This window comes from Acinetobacter haemolyticus (genome assembly GCF_900406815.1).
Taxonomy (GTDB): Bacteria; Pseudomonadota; Gammaproteobacteria; order Pseudomonadales; family Moraxellaceae; genus Acinetobacter; species Acinetobacter haemolyticus_A.
Map to the genome: position 1 here is coordinate 22,304 of NZ_OVCN01000021.1, position 16,742 is coordinate 39,045.

Annotated in this window: 14 protein-coding genes; 10 read left to right on the plus strand and 4 right to left on the minus strand. The window is 39.3% G+C overall.

The genetic code is table 11. From position 1 onward, the window contains the following. The first annotated feature begins 38 nt into the window (after positions 1–38). From hemL to rapA, 4 genes are all read left to right on the plus strand, one after another. Entirely contained in the window at positions 39–1,337 is a 1,299-nt protein-coding gene (gene hemL / locus DK207_RS13745) for a glutamate-1-semialdehyde 2,1-aminomutase (protein WP_109441665.1), read from the plus strand. 350 nt (positions 1,338–1,687) lie between these two features. Next, entirely contained in the window at positions 1,688–2,104 is a 417-nt protein-coding gene (locus DK207_RS13750; RefSeq protein WP_109441666.1) for a GlcG/HbpS family heme-binding protein, read from the plus strand. A gap of 142 nt (positions 2,105–2,246) precedes the next feature. After that, the gene (locus tag DK207_RS13755) at positions 2,247–2,891 is read left to right on the plus strand and encodes an RluA family pseudouridine synthase (RefSeq protein WP_171293691.1); all 645 of its coding nucleotides are present in this window, start codon (positions 2,247–2,249) and stop codon (positions 2,889–2,891) included. A 186-nt stretch (positions 2,892–3,077) separates the two neighbouring features. Then, entirely contained in the window at positions 3,078–5,906 is a 2,829-nt protein-coding gene (gene rapA, locus DK207_RS13760; RefSeq protein ID WP_109441668.1) for an RNA polymerase-associated protein RapA, read from the plus strand. Positions 5,907–5,969: 63 nt separating this feature from the next. On the opposite strand, the gene dps is transcribed toward rapA, so the two are convergent. Both dps and fabR read right to left on the minus strand, forming a co-directional pair. Continuing rightward, positions 5,970–6,467 (minus strand): DNA starvation/stationary phase protection protein Dps, encoded by a 498-nt coding sequence (gene dps, locus DK207_RS13765; RefSeq protein ID WP_109441669.1) that lies wholly within the window; start codon positions 6,465–6,467, stop codon positions 5,970–5,972. 211 nt (positions 6,468–6,678) lie between these two features. Then, positions 6,679–7,374: an HTH-type transcriptional repressor FabR gene (gene fabR / locus DK207_RS13770; RefSeq protein ID WP_109441670.1), complete on the minus strand. Its 696-nt coding sequence runs from the start codon at positions 7,372–7,374 to the stop codon at positions 6,679–6,681. 140 nt (positions 7,375–7,514) lie between these two features. Here fabR and DK207_RS13775 point away from each other — a divergent pair, with 140 nt between their 5' ends. Further along, the gene (locus DK207_RS13775; protein ID WP_109441671.1) at positions 7,515–8,582 is read left to right on the plus strand and encodes a ferredoxin reductase; all 1,068 of its coding nucleotides are present in this window, start codon (positions 7,515–7,517) and stop codon (positions 8,580–8,582) included. Positions 8,583–8,596: 14 nt separating this feature from the next. Continuing rightward, positions 8,597–9,691 (plus strand): fatty acid desaturase family protein, encoded by a 1,095-nt coding sequence (locus tag DK207_RS13780; RefSeq protein WP_109441694.1) that lies wholly within the window; start codon positions 8,597–8,599, stop codon positions 9,689–9,691. Between the two features lie 51 nt (positions 9,692–9,742). Here the strand turns inward: DK207_RS13780 and DK207_RS13785 are convergent, their stop codons facing one another. Beyond that, entirely contained in the window at positions 9,743–10,207 is a 465-nt protein-coding gene (locus DK207_RS13785; protein ID WP_109441672.1) for a hotdog fold domain-containing protein, read from the minus strand. Between the two features lie 114 nt (positions 10,208–10,321). Between DK207_RS13785 and DK207_RS13790 the strand changes: the two genes are divergently transcribed. Then, the gene (locus tag DK207_RS13790) at positions 10,322–10,954 is read left to right on the plus strand and encodes a TetR/AcrR family transcriptional regulator (protein WP_109441673.1); all 633 of its coding nucleotides are present in this window, start codon (positions 10,322–10,324) and stop codon (positions 10,952–10,954) included. A gap of 50 nt (positions 10,955–11,004) precedes the next feature. Here DK207_RS13790 and DK207_RS13795 read toward each other — a convergent pair whose 3' ends face one another. Further along, complete coding sequence (locus DK207_RS13795) at positions 11,005–11,706, minus strand: SIMPL domain-containing protein (RefSeq protein ID WP_109441674.1); 702 nt, start codon at positions 11,704–11,706, stop codon at positions 11,005–11,007. Positions 11,707–12,173: 467 nt separating this feature from the next. Between DK207_RS13795 and DK207_RS13800 the strand changes: the two genes are divergently transcribed. The 3 genes from DK207_RS13800 (at position 12,174) to DK207_RS13810 (ending at position 16,737) form a co-directional block, all read left to right on the plus strand. After that, entirely contained in the window at positions 12,174–13,544 is a 1,371-nt protein-coding gene (locus DK207_RS13800; RefSeq protein ID WP_109441675.1) for a diaminobutyrate--2-oxoglutarate transaminase, read from the plus strand. Between the two features lie 3 nt (positions 13,545–13,547). Further along, positions 13,548–15,080, plus strand: a complete 1,533-nt coding sequence (locus DK207_RS13805) for a pyridoxal phosphate-dependent decarboxylase family protein (protein WP_109441676.1) — start codon at positions 13,548–13,550, stop codon at positions 15,078–15,080. A 625-nt stretch (positions 15,081–15,705) separates the two neighbouring features. Further along, positions 15,706–16,737: a substrate-binding domain-containing protein gene (locus DK207_RS13810; protein ID WP_109441677.1), complete on the plus strand. Its 1,032-nt coding sequence runs from the start codon at positions 15,706–15,708 to the stop codon at positions 16,735–16,737. Positions 16,738–16,742: the final 5 nt, after the last annotated feature.

Here is a 16,742-nt window from a genome sequence, read left to right on the forward strand (position 1 = left end):
ACAACGTTCCTCGTCCTCGATTCTAGGTTGAGTCTTTTATGAGCTTATCTCCAAAGCAAGAACAGTTATTTAAACAAGCAAATAAACATATTCCAGGTGGTGTCAATTCGCCTGTACGTGCATTTAACGGTGTTGGCGGTACGCCTGTCTTTATCGAAAAGGCAAAAGGTGCGTACTTATGGGATGTCGATGGTAAGCGTTATGTAGACTACGTTGGTTCATGGGGACCGATGATTTTGGGTCACGCGCATCCAGATATTATCCAAGCAGTACAAACAGCGGCGGAAGATGGTTTAAGTTTTGGTGCACCAACTGTGCATGAAACGACTTTGGCAGACACCATTTGCGAGATCATGCCTTCAATCGAGTTGGTGCGTATGACCAGTTCAGGGACAGAAGCAACCATGACCGCGATTCGTTTAGCGCGTGGTTATACCGGTCGTGACAAAATCGTGAAGTTTGAAGGTTGTTATCATGGTCACTCAGATTCGTTATTGGTGAAAGCGGGTTCTGGTTTACTGACTTTAGGTGAAGGCGAACCTACGTCAAAAGGCGTGCCTGCTGATTTTGCCAAACATACCTTAACGCTACCGTATAACAATATTGAAGCATTGAAAGAATGCTTTAGTAAGTTTGGGAATGAGATCGCGGGTGTGATCATTGAGCCTGTAGCAGGCAATATGAATCTGGTAACGCCAATTGATGGTTTCTTACAGGCGATTCGTGATGTTTGTGATGAATACAAATCAGTATTTATCATTGATGAAGTGATGACAGGTTTCCGTGTCGCTTTAGGTGGAGCACAATCGGTTTATAACGTAAAACCAGATTTGACCACGTTGGGTAAAATTATTGGTGCAGGCTTACCAGTCGGTGCTTTCGGCGGTAAACGTGAAATCATGGAATGCATCGCACCTTTAGGTGGCGTTTATCAAGCAGGTACATTGTCGGGCAATCCATTGGCAATGCGTGCGGGTATCGCCATGTTTAAGCATTTACGCGAACCTGATTTCTATGCAAAGCTTGCTGCGCAGTTAGAAAAATTATTGACAGGTTTACAAGCCGCGGCAGATGAAGTGGGTATTCCATTTAAGACCCAGCAAGTGGGCGGCATGTTTGGTTTGTATTTCACAGATCAAGAGGACATTACCAGCTTTGATTCAATGTTGGCTTGTGATGTTGAAGCATTTAAGAAATTCTTCCATGGCATGTTAAAGCGTGGTGTTTATCTTGCACCATCTGCATTTGAAGCAGGATTTATTTCATCGATGCATTCAGATCAGGATATTGCTGATACGATTCAGGCAGCAAAAGAAACCTTCGCTGAAATGAAATAACGCTGTGATGCCTCCATAAGCCCGATTTTTTCGGGCTTTTTTAATGGAATAGAGTTGGGTTGATCTGTATAAAAATCAACCTTCAATGATTTGAAATAATCAGTGCTATTAATTATATATTTTTGATTTAAAAATTATTTTTAGGATAAGTTTCAACTTCGAAGAAAAAATATAAATAATCTTTACTGTACCAAAAGTCAAAATAATGCTTGAATAATAAACCATATTTGGGCTTGTCTTGGGCTGCAACAAAGCATTAAGGTTTTAGTTTGTGCAGTCTATTGATGGCGCTTCTATAGACCATATTTTAAATAAGCTATTGATAAAAAACTCATAGGAATGGAGTAACAATGAAAACTAAACATTATTTAACTGCGGCGGATGTGGAAATCCTGGTTGATGCAGCATCAAAATATGCCGCAGTACATAGTTTTAATGTCAGTATTGCCGTGGTCGATGACAGTGGAACCTTGTTAATGATGAAGCGTATGGATGGCGCACCAGTATTATCAACACAAATTTGCCAAGAAAAAGCCCATTCTGCCGCAGTCAGTCGCAGAGCGACCAAGGCATCTGAAGATATGATCCGTGATGGTAAAATCGGCTTTTTAACAATAAAGGCAGCCAAAGGCATGTTAGAAGGCGGTGAGCCGATTGTCTATCAAGGACAGGTTGTGGGAGCTATTGGCGTTTCGGGGGTACAATCTTTTCAAGATGCAGAAATTGCCCGGCATGCGATTCAACAATTTCTAGAGCAACCGACCTAAATCATCACTTAAATTCGAATCTGGATGAAAAATTGAGAGAAACACGAAAAAAATTAGTAAAAATACGTGTCATGCATTGTAATTCAGCGCCAAGCTTTTTATGATTGCCCGCTTGTTTTCATCCAGTCGTTGGAAGGCTACCTTGAGTGATTTTCTAAGTGAACATTTGATTCATCGTGATGAAGATTTTATGGTGATCCATAAACCTGCTGGACTTCTAACAGTGCCAGGGAAAACCCCTGATTTACAAGACTGTTTGATCAATCGATTATTAAAATTAGAACCTAGAACTTTACTCATCCATCGCCTGGATCGTGATACCTCGGGTATCTTGGTGTTTGGCTTATCCAGATTTGGACAGAGCACGATTTCACGTCAATTCCAAGATCGCCAAACTTCAAAAATCTATCAAGCTTTGGTTGCGGGTCATTTAGAAGGACAGGGAACGGTTGATATTCCTGTGATTTATGATCCAAGCCGTCCTCCATTACATATCGTTGATGCATCTCATCACAAACCCGCTTTAACAGAGTGGCAAGCGATTGAGCACTTAGAGATTCAAGGGCAAGCAGTCACACGGGTCAAGTTGATCCCGATTACAGGGCGTTCACATCAACTTCGGGTACATATGCAATATTTAGGTCATCCGATTCTTGGCGATACCTTATATGCCACACCAGAACAGCAACAGCTTTATGAACGTTTGTGTTTACATGCGACGCAACTGAGCTTTGCTCATCCTAAAACGGGCACACAGCTTGATTTTGATTGTGCCGTGCCGTTTTAACCGGATTTTTTTAATCTAAATAGACCTAAAGTGCGCTATTTCAGTCAGCTTTATGTCAAAATATTAGGGTTGTTTGCGTGGTTAATTTCCCGTAAAAACCAAATTTAAAACTACATAAAGTAGCTTAAACTTTCATCAGTTTAAGGCATACAATATGTGGGCTAACATGAGAAAAGGTGGAATAAATTGCAGCCGTTTGCTATTGGTCAACGTTGGTTATCAGATACAGAAACTGAACTCGGTTTAGGTGTTCTTATTGATGTAGATGAACGTTCTATTAGTATTTTATTCCCCAAAAGTGATGAAACTCGTGTTTATGCACGTAACAATGCACCCTTATCACGGATCATTTTTAATGTAAAAGATGAAGTGCAAGACCAAGAAGGGATCAAGTGGATTGTTGAATCCATTGAAGATCGTCATGGTGTATTGCGTTATGACGTGGTTCGTACACTGGAAAATGGTGAAGAAGAGCGTAAGTCTCTCAATGAAACCCGTATTGGTGCGCAAATTCAGCTGTCAAAGCCTTTAGAGCGTCTATTGGCGAGTCAAGTCGATTACAAAGAGTGGTATGACTTACGTATTGAAGCGATGTTGTTACAGGCGCAGATGCATACCAGTCCTTTACGTGGTTTTCTCGGTGCACGTGTCGGTTTGATTCCCCATCAGCTTTATATCGCACATGAAGTGGGTAAGCGTTTTGCTCCGCGTGTTTTATTGGCCGATGAAGTAGGTTTGGGTAAAACCATTGAAGCAGGCTTAATCATCCATCAGCAACTCAAAACAGGACGTTCAGAACGTATCTTGATTTTGGTGCCTGATTCACTGCAATATCAGTGGATGATTGAAATGCGTCGCCGTTTCAATTTGCAATTCTCGCTTTTCGATTTAACCCGTACTGCTTCGATCAAAGAACATGATCCTGATCTCAATCCATTCTTAACAGAACAATGTATTATCGCCAGTGTCGATTTGATGGTTGACCATGAAGATTTGCGTGAGCAGGCGGTTGAAGCGGGCTTTGATTTACTGGTTGTCGATGAAGCACATCACTTGATGTGGAGTGAAGAAGATGGCGGTAACGATCGTTATGATCTGGTAGAAGAATTAGCAGAACAAACGGCGGGTGTTTTATTACTTACAGCAACACCTGAACAGTTAGGCGTAGAAAGCCATTTTGCACGTTTACGTTTACTCGATCCGCAACGTTTTAGCAGTTTAGATCGCTTCCTCGACGAAGAAGAACAATATCAACAAACGGCGAAAGTTGCCGAAGTATTGATGTCTGACGAAGCATTGACTGAAGAGCATTTAGTAGCACTAGAAGGCTTATTGGGTCATCGGATTGATGATCAGCCTGAACAGCGTATGCGCGCGATTCATGAGCTCTTAGATCGTCATGGTACAGGTCGTATCTTATTCCGTAATACGCGTGAAGCGATTCAAGGCTTCCCTGGGCGTGATTGCCAGCCAGCACCATTGCCAGCACCGGACAATTGGTCAATGGATGGCAAAATGCGTGAGCAGATGTGGCCCGAAGAAGGTCAAATTGATGGCGCATGGATGGAAACAGATCCGCGTGTGCCTTGGTTGATGGAAGTGCTGCGTAAAGACTTAAAACACAAAAAAGTGTTGTTGATTGCGCGCAGCGGTCCAGTGGTTGAAGCATTGGAAAATGCATTACGTTTACATGCAGGCATTCGTACCGCAATGTTCCATGAAGGCATGAGCTTGTTAGAACGTGACCAAGCGGCAGCATACTTTGCTGAAGATAGCTATGGTGCGCAGATTCTTCTGTGTTCTGAGATTGGTTCAGAAGGGCGTAATTTCCAGTTTGCCAGTGATCTCATCCTATTTGATTTACCTGCAAACCCTGACGTACTTGAACAACGTATTGGTCGTTTAGATCGTATCGGTCAAGAGAACCGTATTCAAATCCACGTGCCTTACTTAATGGGAACAGCGCAAGAACGTATGTTCCGTTGGTACAATGAAGCTCTTAATATTTTCAGCAATATTTCTCCAACAGCACAAACGCTACAAGAGAACTTTATTGTTGAACTGAAAGATTGCTTGTTGGCAGACCAAGGTCAAACCTTTGAAGACTTACTTGAAGAAGTAAATGTACAGCGTCAAGCATTAGAAGCTGAGTTACAAGCGGGTCGTGACCGTTTGCTTGAGTACAATTCATGCCGTCCAGTGGTTGCACAAGGCATCGTACAAGCGCTTGAAGATTATGATGACAATACCACTTTACCAATGTTTGTTAAACGTTTTATGTCATCAACCAACATTGATTTTGATGAGCAAAGCAATGGTACGGTGATTATCAAGCCGACTGATCAAATGCAAGTTCAAGGAATCACCTTGGACGAAGAAGGCATGACAGCGACCTTCTATCGTGATCAAGCACAGATTCGTGAAGATGCACAATATCTGACTTTGGAACATCCATTCATTGAAAGTGTGATGGAAATGATCCGTACTCAGTCATTTGGTAGTACCAATGTTGCGTTGTTAAAATCTAATGCATTAAAGCAAGGTTCGGTTTTACTCGAAGTTTGGTTTAAAGTCGACGTAGTTGCGCCGAAAGCATTGAACTTACCATCTAGCTTACCAAAACAATTGATTCGTGTATTACTGAGCGAAAATGGTCAGGACTTATCTGCCAAGATTGATCCAAGTATTTTACGTCCATACCTGCACCATTTAGATGGTAATAGCTGCCGCCAAGTGGTCAAGGCACGCCGTGAAGTGATTGAGACTCGATATGCACAAGCGTTGGATATTGCAAAGTCTTCGCTGCCTGAGTTAATGCAACAGGCTAAAGAGCATTACAGCGGCAAGTGGCAATATGAGATTGACCGTTTGACTTATCTTAAGCAATTTAATCCAAGTATCCGCGAAGATGAAATTGAGCGTTTGCAGAAATTCCAACAAGAAGGCTTAGGCTTACTTGATGGTCTATCTGTCACACCTGAAGCGATTCAAGTGTTGGTCGTGGTTAAGCCATAATTGGCTCTAATAAAAAAAGAGGACTGAATCGTCCTCTTTTTTTATATCTCGAATAAATTAAACTTAGTTTTGGTCTATGTTGGCTTCTAAGAACCATAGGTATTGATCTAAATCTTCCAAGGCTGCATGGATAATGTCCTCAGAAATTGGATCTTGTATTTCATCAATTGTATCGCGTAGATGGTTGGCAACCACGCCATAACGATCAGCTAGTTCTTTCAAATGATCTTGTACAGCATGGATCGCAACAGGATACGCTTTGAGATGTGAACTTTCTGCAACCGTTTGAGTAGTACCTAATGCTGTACCACCAATTTGCACCGCACGTTCAGCAACATTATCTAAATGGGTAATTAGCGAAGTTCGGAACATATCCAACATTTCATGCACTGCGATAAAGTTGCTACCACGCATATTCCAGTGTGCTTGTTTGGTTAATAATGATAAATCGATTAGATTAGCAAGAATTTGATTTAGGATTTTAACAGTCGCTTCTTTGATAGAATCATCTAAATTATTACGTGTATATACTTTTAAAGTTTTAGCCGCTGAAGAATTCATAGTTACCTCATTCAATTATCATTGATGAAAAACAGTAAATTGAAACTGTTAATTTCTTTTTTAGAGTACGCTCCAACCTCTTGTGAGAGTGTTTTAGTTTTTTAAAACTTTTGTAATTTTAAGAACAAAAAAAGTGTAAGCCCATAAAAACTTACACTGCTAAATTTTCTAAACTGAAATAACGACAAGCTATGATTAAACACGAATCATATTAGCGAATACTTGCTTCATCTAAATGTCGAGCACCTTGTAAGATCATGCGAATCATGATCATGGTTTGTTCTGCAACTTCTGTACGCTGCTCAACAGGTAGGTCGAGTACTTTTGCTCCCATATTGAAAACCAATTGAGTAATCGCTTTGGCGGCAATATCTGCATGACTCATTTTACTATTATTCAATTGTTCCAAACGAATCAAATCTTCTTGTAGTTCTTGTTGAAAGAAATTGAGTTGACGATCAACTGCTGCTTTATACGAGGTTGAGCCAGTATAACTTTCGCGTAGCAATAGACTGAGGTTACCCTCATCAGCATCCAGCTGTTGTATAAAGACTTCAACAGAGCTACGAATAATACTTTGTTGTAAAACTGCTTTTAATCGAGCTTCACGAATAATTTTACGGAGGACTAAACCTGCACGATCAATTAATGCAATTGCAAGCTCATCTATATCTTTAAAATGACGGTAAAAACTATTCGGTGCAATACCTGCCTCACGTGCGATCTCTCGCAAACTCAATGAAGCGATACTTTTTTGTGGGCCAATCAGATTTAAAGTGGCTTGGAATAACTCTTCTTTTGTAATTGTTGCTTTTCTGCCTACTGAACGCGCGGGGGCTTTCATTGGAATGACATCTTGGCCATTTAATGTGTCAGTGTCGAGCTGTGAAAAAGAAGAATGAACCATTGTTTTCAAAATATAAGTAAGCTAATTCAGAGTATAGCGGTTGTATTTGAACTTGTGAAACATAAATTATTATACACATGTATATATACAAATAAATATACATGTGTATAATAACTACAAAACAACCAGAGTACTTGCTCATGTATGCAATCGAAAAGAGAAATTCTCTATTCAATTCATTGGCTAACAGCGTAATGAACAGCCATGATGCCAATTTTTGGTTACAGAAAATCAATCCTTTATGGTCTGTAAATCAACCTTTAGCCCAAGTCGTAAAAAAACAAGATGTGGCAAAAGATACGGTTAGTCTAATTTTAAAATGCAATCGTCATGTTAAGCGTGGAGTTGCAGGGCAGCATCATCCGATTACGGTTGAAATCGCTGGACGTCATTACGAGCGTACCTATAGTTTGATGCAAGTGGATGCAGAACATCTTTGTTTGACGGTGAAAAAAGTTGATCAAGGTCTTGTCAGTTCATGGTTAGTTGAACAGTGCAAAATAGGCGATATCGTGCATTTGGGGCAACCTTATGGCGATATGCAACAGCATATTCAAAGCCCAAATTTATTGTTATTGGCAGCAGGTAGTGGGATCACACCGATGCTGAGTTTGATTGAGGCTTTATGCCAATCAAAGCAATTGAATACCTTTCCTGTACAACTGATGTATTGGGTGAAAACCCATGCTGACGCAGCATATGCTGAGTATTTCAAAGAAGTTTCAGAAAACTTTTCAAATTTCAGCTATCAAATTTTTTATACCCAAGAACAAGATCAGCGTTTAAATCAAAAACATGTTGATCAATTTACCAAGCTGAATCAAACCACCGTATATGCCTGTGGTCCTTCGGGCTTTGCTGCAACAGCAGAGACATTATTCGTAGATGCTGCAGCCCTTCAAACAGAAGCGTTTAGTTTGAGTCAGCTTGCAGATGATGCAACAGATTCAGGTTTTATTAATGTCACATTGACTCAGTCCAACAAAACGGTTTCGATCCCAAAAGGCCAATCGATTTTAGCCAGTTTGGAGCATCAAGGCATTAAGCCAAATCATGGTTGCCGAATGGGAATTTGTAATAAGTGTGCTTGTAACAAAGCGCAAGGCTCGACTAAAAATCTACTTAATGGTTCAGCCAATCATGAGCCATCTCAGTTATTAAAAATTTGCGTAAATTCTGCTCAATCTGATCTTGTGATTGATCTGTAAGCGAGAAAATGATTATGAATATGCCTGTTAAAATTCAATATTTTAAAAACCCTAAAAATCGTGATTTAACTGCTGCTGAGTTAGAGGCTTTTGCACGCGAATTGGATCAAATCAAGCAAGATGTTTTGAATGATTTGGGTGAAAAAGACGCGAAATATATTCGTCGTGTTTATTCAACCATTCGCTATAGTAGCTTTTTAGGACGTGCACTGTTATTTGCAGGTTGGTTTCCGCCAGCATGGTTATTGGGAACAGGTTTATTAGGTTTTGCCAAGATCATGGAAAACATGGAATTGGGGCACAATGTCATGCATGGTCAGTATGACTGGATGAATGATCCTAAATTCAATGGTCAAACCTACGAATGGGATACGGTGGGAACTTCAGATAATTGGAGACAAACACATAATTATAAGCATCATACCTATACCAATATCAAAGGGATGGATGATGACGTAGGCTATGGCGTATTCCGTTTATTTCCTGAACAGCGTTGGAGCAAGTTCTCAGTGATTCAGCCTTTATATATCCTGCCTTTTAGTTTGTTATTCCAATGGGGTGTCGCAATTCAAAATCTTGAATTGGGCAAACTGGTGTATAAGCGCAAAACCATGGACGAGTTTAAGCAAGAATGGCGACCTGTTAAAAATAAAATTGGCAAACAACTGTTTAAAGATTATGTATTTTTCCCATTGATTGCAGGCCCATCAGCGATTCCTGTTTTTGCAGGAAATTTGGTTGCCAATGGAATACGTAATGTTTGGACATTTAGTATTATTTTCTGTGGTCACTTTACCAAAGATGCAGAAGTTTTCCCGAAAACAGTTTTACAAAATGAGAGTCGTGGTCACTGGTATATGCGTCAAATTCGTGGCTCATCAAATCTTACGGGTTCAGAGGCATTTCATATTTTAACAGGACATCTAAGTCATCAGATTGAGCATCATTTGTTTCCAGATATTCCTGCGCGCCGTTATCGTGAAGTTGCACCAAAAGTTGAAGCTGTATGTAAAAAATATGGCTTAAATTACAATAATGCGAGTTTTGTAAAACAATTCGGTGAAGTGGTGGGGCGTATTTTTAAATATGCATTACCATTTAAAAAATAATCTTTGAGTGTCCAGAGATCCCCGAACTTATTGAGTTCGGGTTTTTTTTTATTATTTCTTTTTAGAAGTCCACATTGTGATTCTTGCCTGAAAAACTTTTTCGTTAGCTTTATCAAATACATCGACATTGACAATATATTCGCCTGCTTTATCCCAATCATAATTTTCTTCAACTGGGGTTGCTATAGCGATTAGATCAGTTTCTGCCTTTTTTAAGTATTCAACCGTCATGCCTTTTGGAATCCAGCGGTGGCTTGATGGTACAGCGACTTCTGTCATCACTCCACCTGCCAATTCAGCCATATTACACATCACAATTGCATGGACCGTCCCAATATGGTTGAGTAATGAACGTTTTTTCTTGATGGAGACCGTACAGGAATTCGGTTTTAGTTCTTCAATTAATGGAGAAATACTACTGAAATACGGTGCTTTAAGACACAACATACGCGAAAATGTCCATTTCCCAGCAGGAAAAGCACACGCTTTATTCCATAATTCTAAAGTTGAAGCCATTTAATATTATCCTAAACAAACAGAATTTAATTCTCTTACAGAATATAATTCTGTTTACAAGTTGCGGTCAAGTCATACACAATAGTTCCGACAATCGGTGAACTAAAATTGAATATGCAAACGGCTCAGCAATTATTAGAGAGATTATATCCTCAACGAAGATCTTTATTGAAAAGACAGATCATGATGGATGCCTTGTCTTGTTTTTTAGACTATGGATTAGATGCGACCAGTATTGAGATGATTCGAGAAAGATCTAAAAGTAGTGTAGGGGCGATTTATCACCATTTCAAAAATAAAGAAGGGGTGATTGCAGCGTTGGTTTTTGCTGCTTTAGAAGATCAAACTGCATTAAGAGATCAATATTTAGAAAAGGTGCAATCTTTAAAAGAGTTAATTTATCAATTGATTTATAGCTATGTGGATTGGGTGGCGGATCAGCCTGAATTCGCTAAATTTTTATTGCTGGCTCATTATAGTGTGATGCAAAGTGAGCATCGCTCAATTTTAGTTGAAAAAAATAAGGTTAGAAATAAAGTAATACGTCACCATATTTCGAAATACAGTGATGCTTACTTATTAAAATCGGCCCCATCTGAATTAATGATGTCATTGGTGATTGGTGCAACTGAAAATTATTGTCGTGCATGGTTATTTGGAAATGTCGTGACGAATCCAAAGATGTATAGAGAAATATTGGCGAGTGCAGCGTGGGACTCATTGCAGAATTTAGCTCAGGCTAAATAAAGAGAAGGCATATTCAAATGCCTTCTCTTATTCTATGTCGTTACCAAAAATTATTTAAACTGAATACTACCATTCGCATTGACAGTAATTTTTGATTCACCTGCTGCCATGTCTTGAGCAGGCGCGGCTTCAGCCATTGCAAATTTTGCTACGCCACCTCGCAACATGGGTTGAGGGAAATAATTGCTGGTATTTAAATTTAAACTGACAAGATTGTATTGTGCTTTGTTCCACGCTTGCGTGATTGATTGAGCTCGTTGTTGAAAGTTTTTAGATGCTTCAATCATCAATTCATTTTCAACTTTTTTACGTTGTTCGTCTGAAACAGTAAAGTTGATCGATTGAGTTTGGAAATTTTGTTGTAACTCACTAATAAGCTGACTTGCTGCTTTAAAATCTTTACTTTCAAGTTGGATTTCTGCACGAGCACGCCATTCTTTTAGTTTCCTGCTGTCATTGTCATATATTGGATAAGTGCTTTGAGCACCGGTTTCCACTTTAACTTGAGGGTATTTACGAGCAATTGCCTGTGCTTGATTCATCAATTGATTGATTTGATTCGATAGCTCAGCTGGTTGTTTGTGACTCTTTTCTATGTACAGAACTGCTTGCATTTGATCATTGGCAACCTGTCGTGAAGCGTCTGCTTGAATATTCACGATGTTATAGTTCAGTTTTTCTGTTTCATGGGCAAAAAGTGTAGGACTCAATGTTGCTCCAAGTATCATCGTTGAGAGAGCTAGAGTGCGCATAAAAAATTCCTTAGAATTTGGTACTGAAGATTTATTTTTTCAACTTTGATATTAAAAAGAAGTCGTGAGGAACATCTGCATATTTTGTGGTGGATTTGTAATAACTTAGTGTGTTCTTGCAACTAAAAAATAAAATAAAAATTTCTTAAAAATCAGTTTTCTATAGTGTTTAATTTGACCGTTTATCTAAAAATAAATTCAATATTTAAAAAAGCTTACTTTCTTTCTCTTGTCACATAGTAGGAAGATAATCCATCATACTTAATTGAAAGAAATTTTTTTTCAATAATATTAGATGAATCTCAGGCATAAAATTGTTTATTTTCTTTGAAAATTAGGTATCATCTCGCTCCTAGTTGAAAGATATAAAATTTTGTGTCTGTACTAGATTCAAACAAGCACCGAGTCAAAGGACCAAAAGTCACCAGACTTATTTCTTTTACCCATATCAGAGATGGTAATTCGATATGAGCGTTACTTCCGTAAATCCTGCCGCTAATGCAACCAACGAATATTATTTGACTCGCCAAAGTCAAATGGAATCGAATGTTCGTAGTTATCCTCGTAAACTACCGTTGGCAATTGCAAAAGCACAAGGCTGCTGGGTTACTGATGTTGAAGGTACTGAGTACCTTGATTGTTTAGCTGGGGCAGGAACATTGGCTTTAGGTCATAATCATCCTGCGGTGATTCAAAGTATTCAAGATACATTGGCAAGCGGTTTGCCATTGCATACTTTAGACTTAACGACTCCTTTAAAAGATGCTTTTACAGAAGCACTTTTGGCACATTTGCCGGGTGGTAAAGAAGAATATTGCCTTCAGTTCTGTGGTCCTTCTGGTGCAGATGCGACTGAGGCAGCAATTAAACTTGCAAAAACTTTTACTGGTCGCAGTTCAGTGATCAGCTTCTCTGGCGGTTACCATGGCATGACACACGGTTCATTAGCGATGACAGGTAACCTGTCTGCTAAGAATGCAGTGAATAGTTTGATGCCAGGTGTTCAATTTATGCCATATCCGCATGAATACCGTTGCCCACTTGGTTTAGGTGGTGAAGCGGGTGTTGATGCCTTAACCTATTTCTTTGAAAACTTCATTGAAGATGTTGAAAGCGGTGTAACTAAACCTGCTGCTGTCATTTTAGAAGCAATTCAAGGTGAAGGTGGTGTGGTAACAGCACCAGCGAAATGGTTGCAAAAAATCCGCGAAGTGACTGAAAAGCACAACATCGTATTAATTTTGGACGAAGTCCAAGCTGGTTTCGCACGTTCAGGTAAAATGTTTGCCTTTGAACATGCTGGGATCGAGCCTGATGTTGTCGTGATGTCAAAAGCTGTTGGTGGTGGTCTTCCATTAGCTGTACTGGGTATTAAGCGTAAGTTTGATGCTTGGCAGCCAGCTGGTCACACGGGTACTTTCCGTGGTAACCAATTGGCGATGGGTACAGGTTTAATGGTTCTAAAAACCATTAAAGAGCAAAACCTTGCACAAAATGCACAAGAGCGTGGTGATTTCTTACAAGCAGAGTTTAATAAACTTGCTCAAGAATTCCCATGTATCGGCAATGTACGTGGTCGTGGCTTGATGATCGGCGTTGAGATTGTTGATGAGCGTAAGCCTGCAGATCATATGGGATCATTACCTGCTGATGCACAGTTAGCAGCAGCGATTCAAACTGCATGTTTCAACAATAAGCTATTGTTGGAAAAAGGTGGTCGTAACGGTACAGTAATTCGTTTACTTTGCCCATTGATTATCAACCAAGACGAATGTGTTGAAGTGATTGCACGCTTCAAAAAGGCAGTTGCGGAAGCATTAAAAGCAGTGCGAGGCTAATCCATGGTTGATTTTGCAGAACATCGTAAAGCGTTACTATGCAATGATGCTCAATCTATTGCTGACTATCAGTCAGCAATGGGCGAGGCGGTACAAGCCGTTTCAGCATGGTTGCAAAACGACAAAATGTACACAGGTGGCAGTATTAAAGATTTGCGCGCAGCAATATCTTTTAATCCTTCAAAAGAAGGCCTAGGTGTACAGCAGTCCTTACAGCGTATGGTTGAGTTGTTTCTCAACAAAAGCTTAAAAGTACATCATCCTCATTCACTTGCACATTTACACTGCCCAACGATGGTCATGAGCCAAATCGCTGAAGTGTTAATTAATGCAACGAACCAATCTATGGACTCATGGGACCAAAGCCCAGCCGGTTCATTGATGGAAGTTCAGTTGATTGATTGGTTACGTCAAAAAGTAGGCTATGGCGCAGGTCAAGCAGGTGTATTCACTTCTGGTGGTACACAGTCGAATTTGATGGGTGTATTACTTGCGCGTGATTGGTGTATCTCTAAAAACTGGAAAGACGAAAATGGTAAGCCATGGTCTGTTCAGCGTGATGGTATTCCAGCAGAAGCGATGAAAAACGTCAAAGTCATTTGTTCTGAAAATGCACATTTCTCTGTGCAAAAGAACATGGCAATGATGGGTATGGGCTTCCAGTCAGTTGTAACTGTTCCTGTGAATGAAAATGCGCAAATGGATGTCGATGCACTCGAAAAAACCATGGCACATCTTCAAGCTGAAGGGAAAATCGTTGCGTGTGTTGTTGCGACAGCAGGTACAACAGATGCAGGTGCGATTGATCCACTCAAGAAAATCCGTGAAATTACCACGAAATATGGTTCATGGATGCACATTGATGCAGCTTGGGGTGGTGCACTGATTCTTTCAAATGATCATCGTGCAATGCTTGATGGTATTGAATTATCAGATTCGATCACGCTTGATTTCCATAAGCACTATTTCCAAAGCATTAGCTGTGGTGCTTTCTTGTTGAAAGACGAAGCAAACTATCGCTTTATGCATTATGAAGCGGAGTACTTAAACTCTGCTTATGATGAAGAACATGGGGTACCTAACCTTGTGTCTAAATCATTGCAAACGACTCGTCGTTTTGATGCCTTGAAATTGTGGATGACCGTTGAAGCATTAGGCGAAGAGCTTTATGGTTCTATGATCGACCACGGCGTGAAATTAACACGTGAAGTTGCTGATTATATCAAAGCAACAGCAGGTCTTGAGTTGTTGGTTGAACCACAATTTGCCTCAGTCTTGTTCCGTGTCGTGCCAGAAGGCTATCCAGTGGAATTCATTGATAGCTTGAACCAGAACGTTGCAGATGAGTTATTTGCACGTGGTGAGGCAAACATTGGTGTAACTAAGGTGGGTAATGTTCAATCCTTGAAGATGACAACGTTAAGCCCAGTGGCAACGCTTGAAAACGTACAGAACTTGCTGGCACTTGTGCTTGCAGAAGCTGATCGAATCAAAGACTCAATTGTTAAAGGTACTTATGTACCACCAATTGTTTAATCACATTTTGATTTGTTAATAAAACGAGGTCTACATAGACCTCGTTTTTATTTATGAGCTTTTAACAATAAAAATCCAGCAGCAATAATCGGATCAAATCTTATTTTTCGTTAGTTGATGAAACGTACTCGAATTAAAATCTACGTGATTGTAATGACCAATCGCGTATTGATTAACATCATTGCAATGGGTTGATCGAAAATAATCACTTCTTTCTTTGATGGTGGGGGAATACAAGTTAAGTCTTATTCTTGGGTGAACCGACTTATTTTAATAAATGTGTCATAGTCTTGAATAAGTCTCAAAATGATAGATCTTTTCTTCACTAAAGTTTTAGCTATCGTTGATAAATTTGTTCTAAAAAATTAAATATAAGTTGCATTCACTGAATTAAATATTACAATTTCCCTTGTAATTGCTTAAGTATCAAAGATTTTTTATATTTATAAATATTTGATTCTTAAAACTATTTAATTAAATTCAATCCAATATATCAAATATCATCAAAGCGTCACAAAGTTGTAACTTATTTGTCATATTATCTAATCAAAATGCAGTTAACCAAAGTACAACACTTGAATTTAAAAGAGTTGTAAATCAAATTGTATAAATGAGAGAAAACAAAATGCGCTTAAACCCACGTAATCTCGCAATTGCATTAGCTGTAACTGGGGCAACTGTAGCAACGACTGCAAACGCAGCTCGTGATACGATCCAAATTGCTGGTTCTTCAACTGTACTACCTTTCGCAAGTATTGCTGCAGAAGAGTTTGGTAATACTTTTCCACAATTTAAGACTCCTGTTGTTGGCTCAGGCGGTTCATCAGGTGGTTTAAAACAATTCTGTCAAGGTGTAGGTGACAACACGATCGATGTTGCAAACTCATCTCGTAAGATTAAAGATTCTGAAATTGAAGTATGTAAAAAAGCGGGTGTTAACCAAATTTTAGAAATTAAAATTGGTTACGATGGTATTGTTTTCGCATCAAATATTAAAAAATCAGCATTTAAATTAAAGCCTTATCATATATTTACAGCGATTGCTGCTGAATTACCATCAAATGGTAAGATGGTACCAAATCCATATACACGTTGGAACCAGATTGATAAGTCACTTCCAAATGAACTAATTACTTTGGTTATCCCTGGTTCTAACCACGGTACACGTGAAGTTTTCCAAGAAAAAATGGTAGATTCAGGTTGTGAAACTTATGAATATATCAAAGGCTTAGACAAAGACGCACAGAAAAAAGTATGTACTAACTTCCGTAAAGATGGTCGTGTAATTGAAATTGCGGGTGACTACACAGAAACTCTTGCACGTTTAAGAACAAATCAAAGTGCTGTAGGTGTATTCGGTTTAAGTTTCTATGATCAAAACCGTGACAAGCTTCGTGTGGCAACAGTAAATAATGTTGTACCGTCAGAAGCTACGATTTTAAGTGGTAAATATCCTGTATCTCGTCCTTTATACTTCTATGTGAAAGGGGAGCACTTGAAATCAATCAAAGGCTTACCACAGTATGTAGAATACTTCTTGAATAAGAATGTTACAGGTAAAGGTTCTAAGTTAGAGCGTGCTGGTCTAATTCCAATGTCGGATAGCGAGCGTGCAAAAATCTTAGCTGACTTTAAAGCAGGTAAAACTGTTAAATAATATCG